The sequence below is a fragment of the Pseudomonas sp. MWU12-2020 genome (assembly GCF_023100605.1).
GTDB lineage: Bacteria > Pseudomonadota > Gammaproteobacteria > Pseudomonadales > Pseudomonadaceae > Aquipseudomonas > Aquipseudomonas fluorescens_H.
The window spans coordinates 364,198-383,917 of record NZ_JALMEX010000002.1; the positions used below are offsets into that span (position 1 = coordinate 364,198).

20 protein-coding genes and 1 pseudogene are annotated in these 19,720 nt (G+C 61.7%); 12 read left to right on the plus strand and 9 right to left on the minus strand.

Annotation, left to right across the window (positions count from 1 at the left end; genetic code table 11):
- Positions 1-62 precede the first annotated feature (62 nt).
- A complete protein-coding gene (locus M0814_RS05765; protein ID WP_103486226.1) occupies positions 63-1,376 on the minus strand; it encodes a protein kinase in 1,314 nt (437 codons plus the stop codon).
- A 204-nt stretch (positions 1,377-1,580) separates the two neighbouring features.
- Positions 1,581-2,702, minus strand: a complete 1,122-nt coding sequence (gene zapE / locus M0814_RS05770) for a cell division protein ZapE (protein ID WP_103486225.1) — start codon at positions 2,700-2,702, stop codon at positions 1,581-1,583.
- Positions 2,703-2,988: 286 nt separating this feature from the next.
- On the opposite strand from zapE, the gene M0814_RS05775 reads away from it, so the two are divergent.
- From M0814_RS05775 to M0814_RS29140, 8 genes and pseudogenes are all read left to right on the plus strand, one after another.
- Positions 2,989-3,510 carry a spore coat U domain-containing protein gene (locus M0814_RS05775; RefSeq protein ID WP_103486224.1) on the plus strand — a complete coding sequence of 174 codons (522 nt, stop codon included), beginning with the start codon at positions 2,989-2,991 and terminating at the stop codon, positions 3,508-3,510.
- 104 nt (positions 3,511-3,614) lie between these two features.
- A complete protein-coding gene (locus tag M0814_RS05780; protein ID WP_103486223.1) occupies positions 3,615-4,148 on the plus strand; it encodes a spore coat U domain-containing protein in 534 nt (177 codons plus the stop codon).
- Positions 4,149-4,168: 20 nt separating this feature from the next.
- A complete protein-coding gene (locus tag M0814_RS05785) occupies positions 4,169-4,705 on the plus strand; it encodes a spore coat protein U domain-containing protein (RefSeq protein WP_003223669.1) in 537 nt (178 codons plus the stop codon).
- A 4-nt stretch (positions 4,706-4,709) separates the two neighbouring features.
- The gene (locus M0814_RS05790; RefSeq protein ID WP_003223672.1) at positions 4,710-5,210 is read left to right on the plus strand and encodes a spore coat U domain-containing protein; all 501 of its coding nucleotides are present in this window, start codon (positions 4,710-4,712) and stop codon (positions 5,208-5,210) included.
- A gap of 34 nt (positions 5,211-5,244) precedes the next feature.
- Positions 5,245-6,033: a molecular chaperone gene (locus M0814_RS05795; protein WP_103486222.1), complete on the plus strand. Its 789-nt coding sequence runs from the start codon at positions 5,245-5,247 to the stop codon at positions 6,031-6,033.
- A gap of 257 nt (positions 6,034-6,290) precedes the next feature.
- On the plus strand, positions 6,291-8,648 hold the full coding sequence (locus M0814_RS05800) for a fimbria/pilus outer membrane usher protein (protein WP_103486228.1): 2,358 nt from the start codon (positions 6,291-6,293) through the stop codon (positions 8,646-8,648).
- Positions 8,645-9,616 (plus strand): spore coat U domain-containing protein, encoded by a 972-nt coding sequence (locus M0814_RS05805; RefSeq protein ID WP_003223679.1) that lies wholly within the window; start codon positions 8,645-8,647, stop codon positions 9,614-9,616. The genes M0814_RS05800 and M0814_RS05805 overlap by 4 nt, the downstream gene beginning before the upstream one ends.
- Positions 9,617-9,724, plus strand: a pseudogene (locus M0814_RS29140) (EamA/RhaT family transporter); the annotation flags it as partial.
- Positions 9,725-9,739: 15 nt separating this feature from the next.
- Here M0814_RS29140 and M0814_RS05815 read toward each other — a convergent pair.
- Both M0814_RS05815 and M0814_RS05820 read right to left on the minus strand, forming a co-directional pair.
- Positions 9,740-10,495 carry an anti-sigma factor gene (locus M0814_RS05815; protein WP_103486221.1) on the minus strand — a complete coding sequence of 252 codons (756 nt, stop codon included), beginning with the start codon at positions 10,493-10,495 and terminating at the stop codon, positions 9,740-9,742.
- On the minus strand, positions 10,492-10,998 hold the full coding sequence (locus M0814_RS05820) for an RNA polymerase sigma factor (protein ID WP_003223683.1): 507 nt from the start codon (positions 10,996-10,998) through the stop codon (positions 10,492-10,494). Before M0814_RS05820 ends, M0814_RS05815 begins: the two co-directional genes overlap by 4 nt.
- Positions 10,999-11,155: 157 nt before the next feature.
- Between M0814_RS05820 and M0814_RS05825 the strand changes: the two genes are divergently transcribed.
- Positions 11,156-12,250, plus strand: a complete 1,095-nt coding sequence (locus M0814_RS05825; RefSeq protein WP_103486220.1) for a catalase family peroxidase — start codon at positions 11,156-11,158, stop codon at positions 12,248-12,250.
- Positions 12,247-12,792 (plus strand): cytochrome b, encoded by a 546-nt coding sequence (locus M0814_RS05830; protein ID WP_003223686.1) that lies wholly within the window; start codon positions 12,247-12,249, stop codon positions 12,790-12,792. The genes M0814_RS05825 and M0814_RS05830 overlap by 4 nt, the downstream gene beginning before the upstream one ends.
- On the opposite strand, the gene M0814_RS05835 is transcribed toward M0814_RS05830, so the two are convergent.
- Both M0814_RS05835 and M0814_RS05840 read right to left on the minus strand, forming a co-directional pair.
- On the minus strand, positions 12,789-13,988 hold the full coding sequence (locus M0814_RS05835) for an MFS transporter (RefSeq protein ID WP_103486219.1): 1,200 nt from the start codon (positions 13,986-13,988) through the stop codon (positions 12,789-12,791). The genes M0814_RS05830 and M0814_RS05835 overlap by 4 nt on opposite strands.
- 148 nt (positions 13,989-14,136) lie before the next feature.
- Positions 14,137-15,288, minus strand: coding sequence for a M14-type cytosolic carboxypeptidase (locus M0814_RS05840; protein WP_003223690.1), 1,152 nt, complete (start codon positions 15,286-15,288; stop codon positions 14,137-14,139).
- Between the two features lie 96 nt (positions 15,289-15,384).
- Between M0814_RS05840 and M0814_RS05845 the strand changes: the two genes are divergently transcribed.
- Positions 15,385-15,549 carry a hypothetical protein gene (locus M0814_RS05845; protein WP_157160359.1) on the plus strand — a complete coding sequence of 55 codons (165 nt, stop codon included), beginning with the start codon at positions 15,385-15,387 and terminating at the stop codon, positions 15,547-15,549.
- A gap of 219 nt (positions 15,550-15,768) precedes the next feature.
- Here M0814_RS05845 and M0814_RS05850 read toward each other — a convergent pair whose 3' ends face one another.
- Positions 15,769-16,107, minus strand: a complete 339-nt coding sequence (locus tag M0814_RS05850; RefSeq protein WP_003223691.1) for a DUF3077 domain-containing protein — start codon at positions 16,105-16,107, stop codon at positions 15,769-15,771.
- A 131-nt stretch (positions 16,108-16,238) separates the two neighbouring features.
- Here M0814_RS05850 and M0814_RS05855 point away from each other — a divergent pair, with 131 nt between their 5' ends.
- The gene (locus M0814_RS05855) at positions 16,239-16,898 is read left to right on the plus strand and encodes a S24 family peptidase (protein WP_003223693.1); all 660 of its coding nucleotides are present in this window, start codon (positions 16,239-16,241) and stop codon (positions 16,896-16,898) included.
- A 39-nt stretch (positions 16,899-16,937) separates the two neighbouring features.
- Here M0814_RS05855 and M0814_RS05860 read toward each other — a convergent pair whose 3' ends face one another.
- Positions 16,938-18,887, minus strand: coding sequence for an acetyl/propionyl/methylcrotonyl-CoA carboxylase subunit alpha (locus M0814_RS05860; protein ID WP_103486218.1), 1,950 nt, complete (start codon positions 18,885-18,887; stop codon positions 16,938-16,940).
- Positions 18,887-19,702: a gamma-carboxygeranoyl-CoA hydratase gene (locus M0814_RS05865; RefSeq protein WP_103486217.1), complete on the minus strand. Its 816-nt coding sequence runs from the start codon at positions 19,700-19,702 to the stop codon at positions 18,887-18,889. The genes M0814_RS05860 and M0814_RS05865 overlap by 1 nt, the downstream gene beginning before the upstream one ends.
- Between the last annotated feature and the right edge of the window lie 18 nt (positions 19,703-19,720).

Consider the following 19,720-nt stretch of genomic DNA (forward strand, 5'->3'; position numbering starts at 1 on the left):
GTTTTTGGGACGGCTTTGCCGTCCAGCGGGAGCAAGTGCCTTCGCCACAGGATTTGCGTCAGTTACAGCTTTTCCAGCACCTCGATCACTTCGCTGAACCCCGGTCGCGCCAGCACATCCGGCTGACAGCAACGCTGTTCCAGCGCTTGCAGCCGCTCGCGCCGCTCATCGCTCAACCCTGAGTCGATGCGCGCCAGCAATTCCCCGAGCAGAATCCCGAACGCCCGTACTTCGATGCGTTGCAGCGCCCGGGTTTCCAGGTTGTCGGTGGTGGCATGGAACGACGCCGCGCCGAAATCCCCCAGCAAGCAATCGCCCTGATCGTTCAACAGAATGTTGTGGCCGTAGAGATCGCCGTGGGTGATGCCCTGTTGATGCAGGTGTTCAGCCGCCGAAGCGATGCCTTGGGCAATGTTCAACGCCACCTCTGCACTGAACCGGCAATCCTCGGCATACACATCCCGCGAACAACTGGCCAGGCTTGGCAATGCCGCGAGGTTACGGAAGCTCGGATCGATCAGTTGCATCACCAGGCCATGTTGGCCGTCAGGATGATCGTGAATGCGACCCTCCACGCGAATCAGGTTCGGGTGCAGGCCGGCGGTGATGCAGGCGTTCATCTCGTGCAGCGGCGAACCGTCGCTGGTCATTTCACCTTTATAGAGCTTCACTGCGACCGGCACCTGCGAGCCGTCGGCGCGCTGCCACAATGCCCGGGAAATCACCCCCGAAGCGCCTTCGCCCAAGCGTTGTTCCAGACGCAGCGCCGACCAGTCGATCAGCGGCGTGGCTTCCAGCGCGGCGGCGTCGGCTTCGGTTTCCAGCGGATTACCGGCATAGGCCAGCCAGGTCAGGCTTGGCAGGGTCAGCAACCATTGCGGCAGTTCGCGCAAGCGGTTGGCGGCGATGCGGATCAGCTCCAGACGGTGACATTGGCTCATCGACGTTGGCAGCGTTTGCAGGCGATTGCCGGCCAGCAGCAGTTTTTGCAGGTAAGGACGCTCCCCCAGTTCGGTCGGCAGGGTTTCGATGCAGTTGTCGGTCAGGATCAACCAGCGCAGCAGCGGCGGCAGTGCTGCGCCCGGCACGTGGCTGATGCGGTTGGCCTTGAAGCCGATCATCGTCAGCGCCGTGCATTGGCCGACACAGGCTGGTACCTCGGCGAAGTGGTTATCCGAGCAGAACAGAATGCGCATTCGGGTCAGGCGATGCAGGTCGTCGGGCAGGCTGCTCAAGGCATTGCCGCTGAGGTTGAGTACCTCCAGCGTGTCGGCCAGCTCGAAAATCTCGCGGGGAAACTCGGTCAGACCGCAGGACAGATCAAGCCGGGTAATGCCCGACAACTCGCCGGCGCGCAATTGAGCAAGGGTGTGCATGTAGGTGTTCACTGTCCAGGGAAAGAAGCGCCGAGCGCTCGGAATGGGCGACATGATAACGGCAATGGCTGGATTTGCACTGAAGAACACTCTGATCCTCTGTGGGAGCGAGCTTGCTCGCGAAGGCGTCCTGTCAGTTAGTGATTTGTCACTGACACTCCGCTTTCGCGAGCAAGCCCGCTCCCACAATGGTGATCAATGGGCTCAGTGGATTTCCTGCAACTGCCCCAAACGGCTGCGGGTCCGGGCCAGGTCGATGGCATTGCCGCCGAGCGCCTCGCGCAGTGGCAGGCGGCTGAGCAGAGTCAGGTGTTTGTCCTGGTCGTAGAGCACGTCGATCAGGTTGATGAAGCGTTGTTGCGCGGCGATCGAGCACTCATCCAGTTCCGGCAGATCATCGATGATCCAGCGGTCGAAGCGCCGACACAGCTCCAGATAATCCATCACCGCCGTCGCTTGCTCACACACATCGTTGAACGTGAAGCCGACGGTGCGGCCCTCGCACAGACGTGCCTGAAAGTGCCGGGTGCCCACCGGCAAGGCAATGGCCGGCGCACCCTGCGGCGGCAGGTTCAAGGCCTGGCGCTGGGTCGCGGTGGCCGGCCACACATAGTGGCCTTGAGTGAACAACTGATGCGCATGATTGCTCGCCTGACTGCGGTAATCGTGGGGGCCGCCGACTTCCATGACCTGCATTCGCGCGTTGATCAAATCGATCACCGGTTTGAAACGCGCGTGATAGAGCGGGTTGGGCAGCAAGCCTTCCGGCGGATAGTTGGAGGTTACCAGCAACAGAATGCCGCGCTGGAACAAGGCCTTGAACAGGCGGGTAATGAGCATCGCATCGCCGATGTCATGCACATGAAATTCGTCGAAACACAGAACCCGGCAATCGTCCAACAGCTCGTCGAGGGTGACGGCGAGGGCATCGTCCTGTTCGCGATGGTCGAACATGCCTTGATGCAGCCGGGCGAAGAACGCATGGAAATGCACACGCTGCTTCTGCGCGGTCGGCAGTGCCTGGAAAAAACCGTCGAGCAGCCAGCTCTTGCCGCGTCCGACCGCACCATGCAGGTACAGGCTCGGCGGCGTTTGCGCGCTGGCGCCGAACAACAGGCTGGCCTGCTGTGCCATGCAATCAATCACCCGCTGCTGACTGTGGCTGAGGGTGTAACCCTGACCATGGGCCTTTTGCCGGAAGTATTCGTGGATCGAGCGGGCAATGGCGTCATGCCCGGCGTTGGCTGGCCTGCCTTTGGCGAACCAGCGGCGCAACGCCGACCAGCGCGGGGCCAGTGGCGATCGTTTGGGCACTCGAGAGGGCACTGTGCAGTCACTCCGTGTTCATCAGACCGGCGCCCGGGAGCGCGGCGACGTAGTGTAACCAGAGGCTGCGCCGAGCTTCCATCGCGGTTCGTCGACTGTGGGCGATAACTGAACAACTTTGTGCGGGGCGTATAGCTTTTTTCAGCGATGTAATTCGCCGTGTTGCCAAACTTTCGAAACATATCCCGGCAGATCCATGGATCCAATCGACTGGCGGATTCGTCGACCGTTGCTAACCTGAAACACAGTAACGTCATCCGGGTGTTCCCTCACAAGGAATGAGGCAGTGATTACACGTGTGGTGGTGGCCCTGCTCGGGTGGCTTGGGGGCTCGGTGTACGCGGCGGAGCTTCAGGTCGAGGTTCGCGTTGATGTGCAGCGCGGTTGCCAACTGATCGGCCAGCAGCGCGAGGCGGGTATCGAACAACTGGGCGTACTGGATTTCGGCAGCGCGGCGCGCCTCGATGATCCGGCCGGGCCACTGGGTGCGGCGCTGACCAACCAACGCTTGCCGCGCCTGGAGTGCAACCCCGACACGCCGTATCAACTGCGTGTCGACGGCGGTCTGCATGGCGGGGTCGGCGAGGTTCGCTACATGGTGGGGGCGGCGGGGAGCCAACCGATTCCTTACCGGCTGTATCAGGACGCGGCGCGGCGGGTGCCGCTGGTGGTGGATGTGCCGGTCAGCGGTCGGGTGCCGGACACCGGAACGGTGGAGTTGCCGCTGTATGGGCGAATCGAGCGCCTGGCGCAGGTGCCACAGGTCAGTCGGTATTCGGATCTGGTCAAGGTCACCGTGACGTGGTGATGACACGATTTCAGGCAATCCGCTGGAGGCGGGTTGCGCAGGGAAGGGGCGTTCAATGATGAACGCGAGTTTCGCAGGCATCCTGAAGGAGTAGGAAGGGCGCAATGACAGGCAAACACTGGATGGTCATCGCCACGGCTACGCTGCTGTTGCTCGCTGACGACGCACAGGCGGCGGTGAGTGGGCAGATACATGCGCGGCTGATCCTGATTGCCGGGTGCGAAGTCACCAACGGATCCAGTCCTGGATCCCCGGTCGGCAATCTCGGCTCCCTCGATTTCGGGCTGCAGGGGCCGACCTGGACTGCGCCGATCAAGGCCAGTCTCGACGCTGACAGCAGCGGCAGACTCAATGTTGCCTGCAACCCATCGGTCACCGGTTTCACCGTCACCATCAACGGTGGTACCCACGGTGATGGCAATACCCGGCGCCTGAGCAATGGTCGCCAGACCATCCCTTATCAACTCTATCTGGATGCTTCCGGCAGCCAGAGCTACAGCATTGGCCAACAGCACAATTTCGCTGTCACCAGCGGTGCGCAGATACCCATCCCGGTATTTGGCTCGGTGGTGGCGAATACCCGCGCGGTTCCGGCAGGGGTCTATACCGACACCCTGACGGTGACGCTCGACTGGTAACCCCGTAGAGGACGGACACCATGCGCAAGTTTGCATCAAGGATAGGTTTGTCATTGCTCGGCCTGACGCTGGTTTCCAGTGCCAATGCCGCCACCACCGTTACTGGCCAGATCACTTCCAGCCTGATCCTGACCAGCAGTTGTCAGGTCAACGGAGCCGGGGGCACCACCGGGCTGAACTTCGGTGCGTTGAACTTCGGTACCGCCAACAGCCTGTTCACCACCGCCACCGGACAGGTGTTGGGCGGTGGCGGCGGAGCGCTGTCGATTCTGTGTTCCAGTGGTACCACACCTACGGTCACGGTAGGCGCGGGTGCCAATGACGGAAAATCGACGGGGGGCGCCCGGGCACTGTACGACGGCGTCGCCAATTACGTGCCGTACGACTTGTACACCGACTCCGGGTTCTCGACGCTGCTGCCCGTCAACGGCACGATCAATCTGGCTCCCAGCACCGGTACGGCGCAGACGGTGAATATCTACGGTCAGGCCAAAGGCAAGGCTGGTTTGCCGGCCGGAACCTACACCGACACCATCGCCGTGCAACTGACGTTCTGATGCCATGCGCCGTCAGCTCTGCGCCGCGCTGCTCCTGCTCTGTGCGGGCAGTGTGCCGCTGCCGCTGGGGGCGGCGACCAGCCAGAGCTTTCAGGTCAGCGCCACCATCACGCCGGGGTGCCTGGTGGTCGGCGGGGTGTCGAATTACGGCGGGCTGAATTTCGGCTCGCACTCGGCCCTGGCCACTGGCACGGTGCAAGTGGCATTGACCGGGGGCGTGCAGCTGCAATGCACGCCCGGAGTGACATTGAACATGAGCGTCGATGGCGGCCAGTACAACAGCAGCGGCCGCCATATGCAGATCAACAGCGGCAGTGCGCGGGTGGCTTACGCGCTGTTTCGTGATGCGGCTTACAGCCAGAGCCTGGGCATCGGTCAGAGCGTGGCGGTGGCCTACAGCGATGCGAACAACATCAGCCTGCCGATTTACGGTCAGGTGCAATTGCCGGGCAATCAGCCTGGGGGGACGTATAGCGACGTGTTGCAGGTGCAACTGTCGTGGTGAGTAGACGTTTGGATGGCCGACAAGGAGCAGGTTCATGGGGGCAGTTACGTCAGGGCATTGGGTTGTACGGTGCGCGATGCTGGCACTGGTCATGCTCGGGGGCGGCAGTGCGCAGGCCGCCAGTTCGGTGTTGATCTGGCCGATCGATCCGGTGCTGGAAGCCGATCAACAGGCCAGTGCGTTGTGGCTGGAAAACCGTGGCACGGAAACCGCCAACCTGCAGATCCGTGTGTTCGGCTGGAGCCAGAGCGGCTTTGAGGAGCAATACCAGAACCAGCGCGACGTGATCGGCAGCCCACCGGTGGCGAAGATCGAACCGGGGCAGAAACAACTGGTGCGTCTGACCCGAACCAAGGATGTGCCACCGGGGCAGGAACTGGCCTACCGGATCATCATCGACGAAATCCCTTCCGCTCAGCCGCCGGCTGCCGAGGGCGGCAAAACGGCGGCGGCGATCCGCTTCCAGATGCGCTATTCGGTGCCGTTGTTTGCTTACGGCGCGGGGCTGTGGAGCAAGGAGGACAGCACGCGCCCGCGTGATCCCAAAGGTATCGGTGTGCCGCAGCTGAGCTGGCGCACGGTGGCGGTGGACGGTCGGCCGTACGTCGAGGTGCGCAACCAGGGCGCGGTACACGCGCGGCTGACCGACGTGGCAATCAAACAAGGTGGGCAAAGCAAGCCATTGGCCGAAGGCTTGCTGGGTTACGTGTTGCCGGGGGCGGTGATGCGCTGGCCGGCACCGGGGCCGTTGGCCAGTGAGTCGGCGTTGCAGGTGCGGGTCAATGGCGGGGCGCAGGTGCAGAGCATTGCGCCGGGACGCTGAAAAGAGAGCCATGCCGAGCGGACTTGTGTGGCGAGGGAGCTTGCTCCCGCTGGGTTGCGAAGCAGCCCCAAGTCAGGCGAGCGCGCAGCGTCAGTTAGTCCGCATAAACAGTTCTGACGACGGCTGCGCCGCCGAGCGGGAGCAAGCTCCCTCGCCACAATGATTGCATCGTGTCGTCAATAAACCAGAGAAAGATAACTGGCTCAGGCAAGAGTGGCATCAGGAGGATCAAGTCCATTGACGGACGTAAAGCGTGTATGAGCCCGGGATGGGCTCGTCGTATTCAGCGTCCGTTGTGGCTCATCGGCGGCGCCTGTTGCCTGATGTTCGTTCAACCATCCGGGGCCGGTGAATTGCCGCCGCCTCCCAGCGGCATGGAGGCCGTGAGTGATGCACAGCTGTTTCTGGAATTGGTGGTCAATCAGATGAATACCGGGCGGGTGGTGGCGGTGCAGCAGCGCGATGGGCGCCTGTTTCTGCCGACCAGTGCGCTGCAGGAAACCGGCATGAAGCTGCCGGACAATGTGGGGGCTGAAGTCGATCTCGACAGCCTGCCGGGCTTGCACAGTGAATACGACAGCGTCGGCCAGCGCCTGCTGCTCGATGTGCCGCCGCAGTGGCTGCCAGAGCAATTGATCGGCAATCGGCAGAACTACCCGCGCACCCCGGCGCTGAGCAGTTTTGGCGCGCTGCTCAACTATGACCTGTACCTCAATGACACCGACGATGGCGGCACCTATCTGGCGGCGTGGAACGAGGTACGGCTGTTCGACAGCTGGGGCACCTTGTCCAATACCGGGCAATACCGACGCACCTTGTCCGGCGATGCCGCCAGCACGCTGAACAACGGGTATCTGCGCTATGACAGCACCTGGCGCTATTCCGATGACGAACGCATGCTCACCTACGAGGCAGGTGACGTGATCAGTGGCGCCTTACCGTGGAGCAATTCGGTGCGTCTGGGTGGTGTGCAGTTTTCCCGGGATTTTGCCGTGCGCCCGGACCTGGTGACCTATCCGCTGCCGCAATTTGCCGGTGAAGCGGCGGTGCCATCCTCCGTGGACCTTTTCATCAACGGCTACAAGTCCAGCAGCACCGATCTGCAACCGGGGCCGTACACGTTGACCAACATTCCGTTCATCAACGGTGCCGGCGAAGCCGTGGTGGTGACCACCGACGCGCTGGGCCGGCAGGTCTCGACCACGGTGCCGTTCTACGTCACCAGCAGCCTGCTGCAAAAAGGCCTGAGCGATTTCTCGGTGGCCGCCGGTACCTTGCGCCGCGACTACGGCTTGAAAGATTTCAGCTACGGCACCGGGGTATCTTCCGGCAGCCTGCGATACGGTGTCAGCGACAGCTTCACCCTAGAAAGCCACGCCGAAGCGGCTGACTCGCTGACCCTCGGCGGCATCGGCGGCAATTTGCGTTTGGGCAATTTCGGTGTACTCAACAGCGCGGTCAGCCAAAGCCGCTTTGACGGTGACGGCGGCCAGCAATTGAGCCTCGGTTATCAGTACAGCAGCCAACGCTATAGCTTTACCTATCAACGCCTGCAACGTCGCGACCAATACGCCGACCTGAGCGTGATCGACAGCCCTTACATCAGCCTCAGTCGGCGCAGCGAGCAGGCGACCCTGAGTGTCAGTCTCGACCGCTGGGGAAGCCTCGGCGCCGGTTATTTCGATGTGCGCGCGGCGGACGATTCGCGCACGCGGTTGCTCAACCTGAGCTGGAGCAAGGCACTGTGGCGCAACAGCAGCGTCTATCTGTCGGCCAACCGCGAGATTGGCGACAGCAATTGGGCGGTGCAGGCGCAACTGGTGATTCCGTTCGATCTGCGCGGCAGCCTGGCGATCAGCAGTGAACGCAGCAAAACCGGGCAGAGTCAGCAGCGGGTCAATTACAGCCGCTCGGTGCCGACTGAGGGCGGAGTCGGCTTCAATCTGGGTTACGCCAAGGGTGACGGCGCGGATTATCGTCAGGCCGACGTGACCTGGCGTCTGCAATCGGTGCAATTGCAGGCCGGTGTCTATGGCACTTCGGAGGCTGAAACCCGCTGGGCCGACGCCAGTGGCTCGCTGGTGTGGATGGACCGGCAAGTGTTCGCCGCCAATCGCATCGATGACGCGTTTGTAGTGGTCAGCACCGACGGTTTCGCCGATATTCCGGTGCGCTACGAAAACCAGCAGGTCGGTCAGACCGATAAAAACGGTCACTTGCTAGTGCCGTGGAGTAGCGCCTACTACCGTGGCAAATACGAAATCGATCCGCTGAATTTGCCCGCCAACGTGCGCAGCCCCAACGTCGAACAGCGCATTGCCGTTCGCCGTGGCAGCGGCTATCTGCTGGAGTTTCCACTGACGCGGGTGGTTGCCGCGAGCATCGTGCTGGTGGATGCGCAGCAACGCGAACTGCCTTTGGGGGCGGGTGTGCTGCACGAACAGAGCGGAACGCGCACGGTGGTGGGCTGGGATGGTCTGGTCTATCTGGAAAACCTGCAGGCACAGAATTCGTTGCAGGTGACACTGGCCGACGGCAAGACCTGCAAGGCCCGATTCGACGTGGATACGCAGCAAAGCCAAGTACCGCTGATCGGCCCGCTGGTGTGCCAATGATCGGTGCCCGAGTCTGCCTTTGTCTGGCGTTGCTGCTGCCGGGGGCGGCGCAGGCCCTGTGCTCGGTGGTCAGCACCACGCCGGCGGCGTTCGGTTCGATCAGCTCGATTGCCGTGCGCACCACGACGCAGCCCAGTTCCACGCTCAACGCCGGGTTGAGTTGTACCGGTTCGCTGCTGTCATTGCTGACCAGCAACGATCATTTCTACGCCACCATCACCTCGACCCAGAGCGGCTTGCTCGGGCCGACCGGCGACGTCATCGGCTACACGATCTACGCCAACAACAGCACCAGTTATCCGGTGACTCGCGGCACCGCCTATGACTTCGCGCGCAACGGCATCATCGACGCCTTGGGACTGCTCAACGGCACGACCCCAAAAACCGTGCCGCTGTATCTGGGCACGACCATTGGCAGCAACGTCGCCGCCGGGGTCTATACGGAAACCCTGAGCATTTTCTGGAACTGGAATTACTGCTCCGGGATCGGTATCGGCAGTGTTTGTCTGGGGCGCGACATCAATAGCGGTACCGCGACGTTGACCGTGAACCTGACCGTGTCCAACGACTGCACGATTACCGCGCCGAACATTGCCTTCGGCAGCGCACCGGTGATCAGCGCCTTTACCCCGGTGACCGGGCAGACGATCAATCTGGCCTGTACCAAGGGCAGTGCCTACACGGTCGGTTTGAGCGACGGGCAGAATCCGCTCAGTGTCGGCGGGCGACGACGGATGATTTCCGGGAGCAATTATCTGGCCTACGACATCTTCAAAAGCGCCGGCACCACTCGTTGGGGCAGTGTCGGCAGTGCGCGCCGCTCCAGTACCGATGCCGAGGTCAATCCGGGGAATGGCTTGGGCACGGGAAGTCAGATCTTCAATTACAACGCCAAGATCTACACCGACCAGACCACGCCGCCGGCGGGGACGTATCTGGATAATGTGGTGCTCGATGTAGGCTTCTGAATCATACGACGACCCCCTGTGGGAGCGGGCTTGCTCGCGAAAGCGGCAGATCAGTCGACAACATTGTTGAATGACACACCGCTTTCGCGAGCAAGCCCGCTCCCACAGGGGTATGCAGCAGATTCAGAAGGGTTGTGATTGCTTGAGCACCTGCGCCGCCGGCGAGTCCGTCGGGCTGACCAGCGCATAGTTGTATCCGCCACCGGACCAGTAATCGGCCTGCAGATCGCCGTCGCTGCGGCTGCCGCGTGGCAGGAAGGTGTTTTCAGGTCCCGGTGGTCGCACGTAGAAACTGATCTTGTGGCCGCTGCGATCCTCATACACCACCATCGCTGCCGGGCCTTCATCGGTGCTGAGCAGACGACCGCTGACCGGCTCGAAGCCGGCGGATTTCAGATCCGGCAAGCGACTGGCCCGGGTGAAATAGCGGTCGAGCCAATGCTGCATGTCGCCGTCACTGGCAACCTTGTAGTCCGCCGGCAGAATTCCCTGCTGGGCAATCAATCGATAGGCCTGCAAGGCATCGGTCATCGGTAGCGTGGAAGAGCGTACGAGGGTCATTTCCCGCGCCTGCCAGCCACTGAAACCGCCGATGCCGACCGCGATCAGCAACACCGCCGCGCTGGCCAGATGACGTCGCGACTGACGCTTGAGACGCTGGCGGATCAGCGCCGGTTCAAGCGACGGATTGGCCGGTTGCTGCAATGCACCACCGAGTGCCGCGCGCAGTAGCTGGGCGTCGTGCTGCCAGGCGCGAACCTGCGCCGCCTCTTCCGGATGATTGACCAGCCAGGCGTCGAGTACCCGTCGGTCGGCCTCGTTGAGTTGATGGTCGACGTAAGCGTGCAGGTCACGCTCACTGGGAGGCATGCTGATCATTTGAGTATCCGCAAAGAAGGGCTGCTGATTTCGCCGTCGCTGAGCTGGCGCAGGGCCTGGCGGGCGCGGGACAGGCGCGACATCACAGTGCCGGTGGGGACGTTAAGGATTTCGGCGACTTCCTTGTAGCTCAGGCCTTCGACCGAGACCATCAGCAACAAAGCGCGTTGCTCGGTGGGTAGATGATCGAAGGCTCGCAAGGTGGATTGGGCGATGACTGTGCGTTCGGTCGAGGGCTCGGCGTCGTCGCGACCGGTGAAGAATTCGAGCATCCGTGCATAACGGCGTGAGCGCCGATGGGCGTCGAGAAACTGCCGATAGAGGATCGCGAACAGCCATGCGCGCACGTCACCCTCGGCGCGTTTTGCGCCCCAGCCGGACAGGGCCCGCTCGAGGCTGGCCTGCACCAGATCGTCGGCGCTGCTGCTGTTGCGGGTCAGTGACACGGCAAAGCGGCGCAATCTGGGAATGATTTCTCTCAACTGTTCGTCGAATTCGCTCATGAATTTCTGCTAGTCACTACGCTGTGGACTAGGGAGACGTCTGCCGTTCGAGGTTATTCCACGTTCGGAAAAATAAATACCGGGCCATGGAATAAATCCCGATGGGGTGCGTCTTGCTGATTCTTCCTACTTGTGGCCGATGGCCCTGGAGTTATTCATGGTTGATCGCACTTCACCGCCGGGCAGGCCGCCGCGCCCGCCCTTGAGTGCCGCGAGCACAGTGTTGCGCCTGACGGCGATTGCCGTGGTCGTTGCCGCTGTCGCCGGGGCGTTTGCCTACGTGCACGGTAATCTTGACCCACAACGTCTGACGCCCAAAGCGCTGGTCGATGTGCTGGAGAAAAACAACGGCGTGCATCCCGGGTTTCGGCGCAACCACGCCAAGGGCGTGTGCGTGATCGGGCATTTCGAGAGCAGTGGCGAGGCGCGGGCGTTTTCTGCCGCGCAGGTGTTCAACGAGGCGCAGACCCCGGTAGTCGGGCGCTTTGCCTTGCCGGCAGGGAATCCCTACGCCCCGGACAGCAGTGTGCCGATCCGCAGTCTGGCGTTGCGATTCACCCAGGCCAACGGTCAGCAATGGCGCACCGGGATGAACAGCATGCCGGTGTTCCCGGTCGGCACTCCCGAGGCGTTCTACCAGTTGCAGCAGGCACAGTCGCCGGATCCGGCCACAGGTAAACCGGATCCGTCGAAAGTGCCGGCATTCTTCGCCGCCCACCCGGAAGCCGTGCCGTTTCTGACCTGGGTGAAGACCGCCAAACCGTCGGCCAGCTATGCCACTGAAACCTACAACAGCGTGAATGCTTTCTATCTGGTCAACGCCAGTGGGCAGAAGCAGGCCGTACGCTGGAGTGTCACGCCACTGGCGCGTGATGCCGCTGGCGCAGCGGCGCCGGAGGGTGCGGATTTTCTCGAGAAGGATCTGGTGCAGCGCCTGGCCGAAGGGCCGTTGCGCTGGCAGTTGAATATCACCCTGGCCAACCCCGGTGATCCGGTGAACGATGCCAGCAAAGCCTGGCCCGAGGGCCGCAAGGTGATCAACGCCGGCACGCTGGTGCTGGAGAAGACTCAGCCGCAGCTCAGCGGCGAATGCCGCGACATCAACTACGATCCGCTGGTGCTGCCGGCTGGTATCGAAGGCTCCGACGACCCGCTGCTCGCCGCGCGTTCCGCCGGCTACGCCGATTCCTATCTGCGGCGTACCAGTGAAGTCAGCCAATTGCCCGCCGCCCGTCAGGAGGCTCGCCCATGAGCACGCAACCGACTCATTTCGCGCTGTTGGCGCGGCTGCTGCACTGGCTGATGGCGCTGATGATCATCGCCATGCTGTTCATCGGCGCCGGCATGGTCACTTCGGTTTCACAGCGGCATGAATGGCTGATTCATCTGCATAAACCGCTGGGGATCGCGATTCTGCTGCTGGTGGTTGTGCGCCTGTTGGTACGGTTTTCTACCCGACAGCCGCCGCTGCCGGCCGATCTGCCGGGCTGGCAGGTAATGGCGGCCAAGGCTTCGCATGTGTTGTTGTACGCGTTGATGCTGGTGCTGCCGGTGCTCGGTTGGGCGATGATCAGTGCGTCGGGGGAGCCGGTGATGCTCAGCAATACCCTGCAATTGCCGTCGATCCTGCCGGCCGATGCGCAAGTGTTTGCCCTGCTGCGCAAGGCGCATGGCTATCTGGCGTACCTGTTGTTCCTGACGGTGCTGTTGCACCTGGCGGCGGCGCTGTTCCACGGTTGGGTGCGCCGCGACGAGGTGCTCGACAGCATGTTGCGCGGTCGCGATCGCGATTAACCCGCTTGTGTGGCGCACCGCTGGGGTGCGCCACTTTTCAGGGTCAGCCACCAATAACCCAGTGCCACTGCATTGATAGCGGCGCCAAGCAGACACACGCCGGTCCAGCCAGCCCAGGCGTACATCGCCGTCGAGGTAATCGAACCCAATGCGCTGCCGATCGAATAGAACAGCATGTAGCCGGCGGTGAGGCGGCTTTGCGCTTCGGGACGCACGCTGTAGATCATGCTCTGGCTGGTGACGTGCACGGCCTGCAAGCCCAGATCGAGGGTGATCACCCCCAGCAACAGTGCCCACAACGAGGACTGGGTGAGGGCGATCGGCAGCCACGAAGCGAGCATCAGCAGCAGCGACAGGCCACTGACCCATTGGCCGAGGCCGCGATCAGCCAGATGTCCGGCACGCGCGGCGGCGAGTGCACCGGCGGCGCCGGCCAAGCCGAACAGGCCGATTTCACTGTGCGACAACGACAGCGGCGGGGCGGCCAGCGGCAGTACCATCGGCGTCCACAGGACCATGGCGCTGGCGAAGGTCAGCAACGCGAGAATTGCCCGTTGGCGCAGCACCGGCTCTTGCCGGAACAGGCTGAACACCGAAGCGATCAGCGCGCCGTAACGGCTCGCGGGCTGCGCGGCTTCATCCTTGGGCAATACGCGCAACAGCAGCAGCGCCATCAGTAGCGTCAGACCCGCAGACAGCAGATAGATCGCGCGCCAACCCGCCAGATCAGCCATGGCCCCGGCAATCGTTCGAGCAAGCAGAATGCCGACGACGATGCCGCTGGTGACCACGCCGACCACGCGACCGCGCTGCGCCGGGATCGCCAGTGTCGCGGCGTACGCCACCAGCACTTGCGTCACCACCGCGAGCAAACCGGTCAGGGTCATGCCGAGCAACAACCACGCGCTGCTGGGCGCCAGCGCGATCATCAACAGCGCGGCGGCCGAGAGCAGGGTCTGGGTGACGATCAGTCGGCGTCGGTTGAGCAGGTCGCCGAGCGGCACCAGCAACACCAGACCGATGCCATAGCCGATCTGCGTCAGAGTGATGACGATGCCGATGGTGGCTGGCGACATGGCGAAGGCCTCGGCCATGGCGTCCAGCAGCGGCTGCGCGTAATACACGTTGCCCACGGCCAGTCCACAGGCGATGGCGAACAGCAGCACAACGCTGCTTTTGAGAGGTTGAGATTGCATGCCCTGATTCCTTTTTGGGTTTCAAATTAAAACCAGAATCACGGTAAGCATTCTGGTTTTAATTTGCAACCTTGTTGGTCGTGGCGTTTGATTGCGCAAAAAAAGATCGCAGACAAAGCTGCGATCTTTGGTTGGATCGGGGGAGGGATCAGCGCAGGGTGTCGACCATGTCGGCGATGGTGGTCAGCACGTCCTTGCCCAACTGTTTCGAGCGCTTGCCGGACCAGCCCGTTTCTTTGTTCGGATGGTCATCGTGATCCTTGAACGGCATTTCCAGGGTCAGCGACAGGCAGTCGTATTTCTGGCCGACAGCGTTGCAGGCCAGAGTCATGTTGGCCTGGCCCGGTTCGTCGCGGGTGTAACCGTACTTGGTCTGGAAGTCTTTGGTAGTGTGTTTGAGGTGGGTGCGGAAATGCTCTTCGAGCTTCTCGATGCGCGGCGTGTAACCCGGGTTGCCTTCACAACCGGCGGTGAACACGTGGGGGATTTCCTCATCACCGTGTACGTCGAGGAACAGATCGACGCCGTACTTTTCCATTTGCTGCTGTACGAAAAGTACTTCAGGGCTGACGTCCTGACTGGCGCTCTGCCAGGCGCGGTTCAAGTCCTGGCCCATGGCGTTGGTGCGCAGATGGCCGTGGAAGGCGCCATCCGGGTTCATGTTCGGCACCAGATACAGGTCGGCACTGGCGAGCAGCGTGTTCAGCACGGGATCGTCGTGGCGTTCCAGGCGCTCGATCACGCCTTCCATGAACCATTCGGCCATGTGCTCGCCCGGGTGCTGTTGCGCGATGATCCAGACTTTGCGCTGACCTTCGGCACCGCTGCCCTTGCGTAGCAGTTGAATGTCACGACCCTCGACGCTCTTGCCGGTGGCCAGCAGTTCGGTGCCGGCCTTGGTCAGCGCCTGCTCGATCAGCCAGTCATGACGACCGCGGCTGTAGGGTTCGAAGTAGGCGAACCAGGCATGGGTTTGCTCGGCTTCGAGGCAAAAGCGCAGGCTGTCGCCTTCAAAACTGGTGGGAATGCGGAACCAGTTGACGTGGTCGTAGGAAGCGACGGCCTGATAGCCGGTCCAGGCTTTGTTGTAAGAGGATTGGCTGGCGTTGACCAGGCGAAACCAGTGTTCCTGATGAACATGCAGGCCGCTGGCCTTGAAGTGGAACCACTGAAAATGCGCGCTGCGGGTATCGGGGCGAATGGCCAGAACCGGGTTGAGCGGATTGGAGATGTCGATGACTTGGATGTTGCCGCTGTCGAAATTGGCGCTGATGTCGAACGAAGATTTGGCCACGGTCATATCGATTCCTGAATATGATTTTTATGGCGGCTACTTTACACGCAAGACTGGAGGGAAACCGAGGGAAATTGCGGCTTGCGGTGGGGGGCGTCTTCCATGACGCGCAAGCAGCTTAGAGACTGTGCAATTGATTCTCAAGTGCTAATTGTCATTGGTTTGCCCCAATCTGGCCGGGCTGAGCTTGCCAAGCGATATTCTTTTGATATTATCCGCGCCATCGAATTTGCAGCATCCAAAGACTTCATTAGCCTGAAGCCATAAGCCCGAAAAACGGGCAAAAAAAAGACCCGGCAAAAAGCCGGGTCAAAAACCGTGATTAGCCTGATGAGGAGATAGTTCAGAGACCGACCTAAGGTCTCTGTTCCATCGACTGATCTCGCGACCAGTTGCTTGCAATAATAATCATTATCATTTGCAAGTCAAACGTTTTTATCTGCGCGATTGGAAAATTCTTTCCTGTCCGTTCGTTTCTCGTCTTCTTCAGAGCTGCTCGCCATCAATTGAATGGTCGACCATCGCTCGCGCCATATCCACCATATGCACCACCGAAAATGCCAGGTCACGGCTTGCGCCTTGCAGGTTTTCGGCTGCCTTGAAGGCGGTGGCGGCTGCGCAGCGCAGCAGATCCGAGGCGTGCACCAGAGCCTCTTCGCCACTGAGGTGACGTTTCACATCGAAAAAACGCTCGTCGACTTCGGGTTCTGACACAGCTGGTTTCAAGTAATAGTCCAGTGCTCGCTGCGCTGCTGCGTTGCCCTGAGGGGAGGTGAACGTGGTGTCCATTTGCAGGTCGGGCAAGTCTTTACTGCTGATATTCATGGTGAAGGGTCACTCCTTGTTCGATTGAAAGTCCGTGCTTTCAGCATAGTACGATGCGTAGTTGTGACCAGAATTTAAATACTACAATATGTGTTTTGCCGGCCGAAGGCGGGCCGAGTAAGGTGCCGCACATGGATAAATGGATTGAGTTGGTCAAGGCCAAGATGAGTGAACTCAAAATCACTCAAACAGAGCTCGGAGAGCGCGTCGGCATGTCCCAGGGCGGGATCGGCCATTGGCTGAACAAACGTCGCGAGCCGGGCATCACGGAAATGAACCGCGTGTTGCAGGCGCTGGGCATGGACTTCCTGGAAGTGGTGCTGGTGATTCGCGAACCGCAGGAAGTCGACGATGACGAGATGCCACTGGCGCAGAAGTACAACCCGTATTTCCGCTATCCGGTCAGCGACTGGCACACCCCGTGCGAAGTGCGTGAGGGTGCATCCACGACTTACGCCGCGACGCCTGACAAGCAGCGTTTCGAACTGACGGATTATCACGCCCGTGGCGCGGCGTTCTGGCTGACAGTGACGGGAAACTCGATGACCGCACCTTCGGGCCAGAGCATCGCCGAAGGCATGCTGATCCTGGTCGATCCGGAAGTGGAAGCGGTGCCCGGCAAACTGGTAATTGCCCAGTGGCAAGGTTGCGATGAGGCGATCTTTCGCAAACTGGACGAAGAGGGCGGCCAGCGTTACCTGGTACCGCTCAATCCGACCTGGCCCAAAGCCCTGTTGACCGACGAGTGTCGAATCATCGGCGTGGTGGTTCAGGCTACGGCGCGTTTCTAGTCAGATCGATCCTCGTTTTGCGTAGGATCGATCTCCCATTTACACGGCTTCCAGTTCAACCAAAGCGCTGCCTTCGCCGACCATTTCGCCTTCCTGGCAATACAGCGCTTTGATCACTCCCGCATGGGGCGCGCGGATGCTGTGCTCCATCTTCATCGCTTCCAGCACCACCAGTTGCGCACCGGCTTCGACCGACTGCCCGGCCTCCACCAACACCCGCACGATGCTGCCGTTCATTGGCGCGGTCAGACCGCCCTGATGGCTGTGGCTGGCGTCGACGGCGCTGATCGGGTCATACGCCTGAATGCGCCGCAACTCGCCGTCCCATTGCAGGTACAGCGAATCGCCCTGACGAATTGCCCGCAGGACACGGCGTACGCCATCGTGCTCGACCACCAGTGATTCACCGGACAGTGTGGCGTTGCCTGAGCTATTCAGCGTCAGCGCCCGATCCTGGCCCTCGCAGCTCAAATGCAAAGTGACTTCTGCCGGCAGACCGGCGCGCAAACCACTGTTCAAGGCCCACGGCGATCCCGGATCATCCGCCCGAACTGTGCCCGGCAAACTCTGCGCGAAAGCCTGCGCTGCCGTATTCCAGAACCCATCACTCAGTTCACCCGGAGCCGGCAGCAGCGTTTCCTGATAACGCGGAATAAACCCGGTGTCCAACTCCGCAGCGGCAAATGCCGGATGCGCAATGATCCGCCGCAGGAAGTTGATGTTGGTCTTCAAACCGCCAATCGCGAACTCATCGAGCATGCTCAACAGGCGCAGCCGCGCCTGCTCGCGATCCTCGCCCCAGGCAATCAGCTTGCCGAGCATCGGGTCGTAGAATGGCGAAATCTCGTCACCTTCTTCAACCCCGCTATCAACCCGCCGTCCCGGCCCTGCAGCCGATTCGCGGTAAAGTTCCAGACGCCCGGTGGCGGGCAGGAAATCATTCGACGGATCCTCTGCATACAGCCGCACTTCAATCGCATGGCCATTGAGCGGCACCTGATCCTGCGTGATCGGCAACGCTTCACCACGCGCCACACGAATCTGCCACGCCACCAGATCGAGGCCGGTGACCGCTTCGGTGACCGGGTGCTCGACCTGCAGGCGCGTGTTCATCTCCATGAAGAAGAATTCGCCGCGCGCATCGAGCAGAAACTCGACGGTGCCGGCACCGACGTAACCGATTGCCTGCGCCGAACGCACGGCCGCTTCGCCCATGGCCCGGCGCAGTTCCGGGGTCAGGCCCGGGGCCGGGGCTTCTTCGACGACTTTCTGGTGCCGGCGCTGGATCGAGCAATCACGCTCGTTGAGGTACAGGCAGTTACCGTGCTGGTCAGCGAACACCTGGATTTCCACGTGACGCGGCTTGAGCAGGTATTTCTCCACCAGCATCCGCGAATCGCCGAACGACGACTGCGCTTCACGCTGTGCCGAGGCCAGGGCTTCGGCCAGTTGGCTGACGTCCTCGACGACTTTCATGCCTTTACCGCCACCACCGGCCGTGGCCTTGAGCAGCACCGGATAACCAATGCGTGCGCAGGCATCGCGGAAGGTTTCGAGATCCTGCGCCTCGCCGTGATAGCCCGGCACCAGCGGTACACCGGCGGTTTCCATCAGCGCCTTGGCTGCGGACTTGCTGCCCATCGCGTCGATGGCCGAGGCGGGCGGGCCGAGGAAAATCAGTCCGGCCTGTTCAATGGCACGGGCGAAGCCGGCGTTCTCCGACAGAAAGCCATAACCCGGGTGAATCGCCTGCGCGCCGCTGGCCTTGGCCGCCGCGATCAGCTTGTCGATTTGCAGGTAGCTGTCGGCGGCTTTGCTGCCGCCGAGATCAACGCGGATATCCGCTTCGCGGCTGTGCCGCGCTTCGCGGTCGGTGGCGCTGTGCACGGCGACGGTGGTCAGGCCCAGCGCCTTGGCGGTACGCATGACCCGGCAAGCGATTTCGCCGCGGTTGGCCACCAGCAGGGTGGTGAGAACAGGTGCGCTCATCAACGCGGCTCCTTGGTGGTGGTTGCGGCTTGCCAGCTCGGCGCACGTTTTTGCAGAAAGGCGCGCAGGCCTTCCTGGCCTTCGGGGCTGACGCGGATGCGCGCGATGGCGTTTTCGGTGTAACGGCGCAGGGCCGGGGTCAGCGCGCCGTTGCCGACTTCGCGCAGCAGATCTTTACTGGCGCGCATCGCGGCGGGGCTGTTGAGCAGCAGGTTGTCGATCCATTGTTCGACGGCTTGATCAAGCTCGGCGGCCGGGTAGCTTTCGGACAACAAACCGATTTCCCGCGCCCGCTGCCCACCGAAGCGCTCGGCGGTCAGGGCATAACGTCGCGCCGCGCGTTCGCCGATGGCCTGCACCACGAACGGACTGATCACCGCCGGCGCCAGACCAATGCGCACTTCCGACAGACAGAATTGCGCATCGTCGGCGCCGATCGCCATGTCGCAGCAACTGATCAGCCCCAGCGCACCGCCGAACGCCGCACCCTGCACCACGGCCAGGGTCGGGATTTTCAGCTTGGCGAGGTTGTACATCAGCTCCGCTAGCTCGCGGGCATCGTCCAGATTGGTGTGGTAATCGAGTTCAGCCGATTGCTGCATCCACGCCAGATCGGCGCCGGCGCTGAAGTGCCGGCCACGCCCGCGCAGCAGAAGGAAACGCAGGCTGGCGTCGCTGGCGACCTTGTCCAGTGCGAGGATCAGTTCGCGGATCATTTCGGCGTTGAACGCGTTGTTCTTTTCCGCACGATTGAGCCACAGGGTGGTGAAACCCCGTGGATCGTTGTGCAGTTCGAGGGTGTTGAAGTCGCTCATATTCTTCCGTCTCCACGG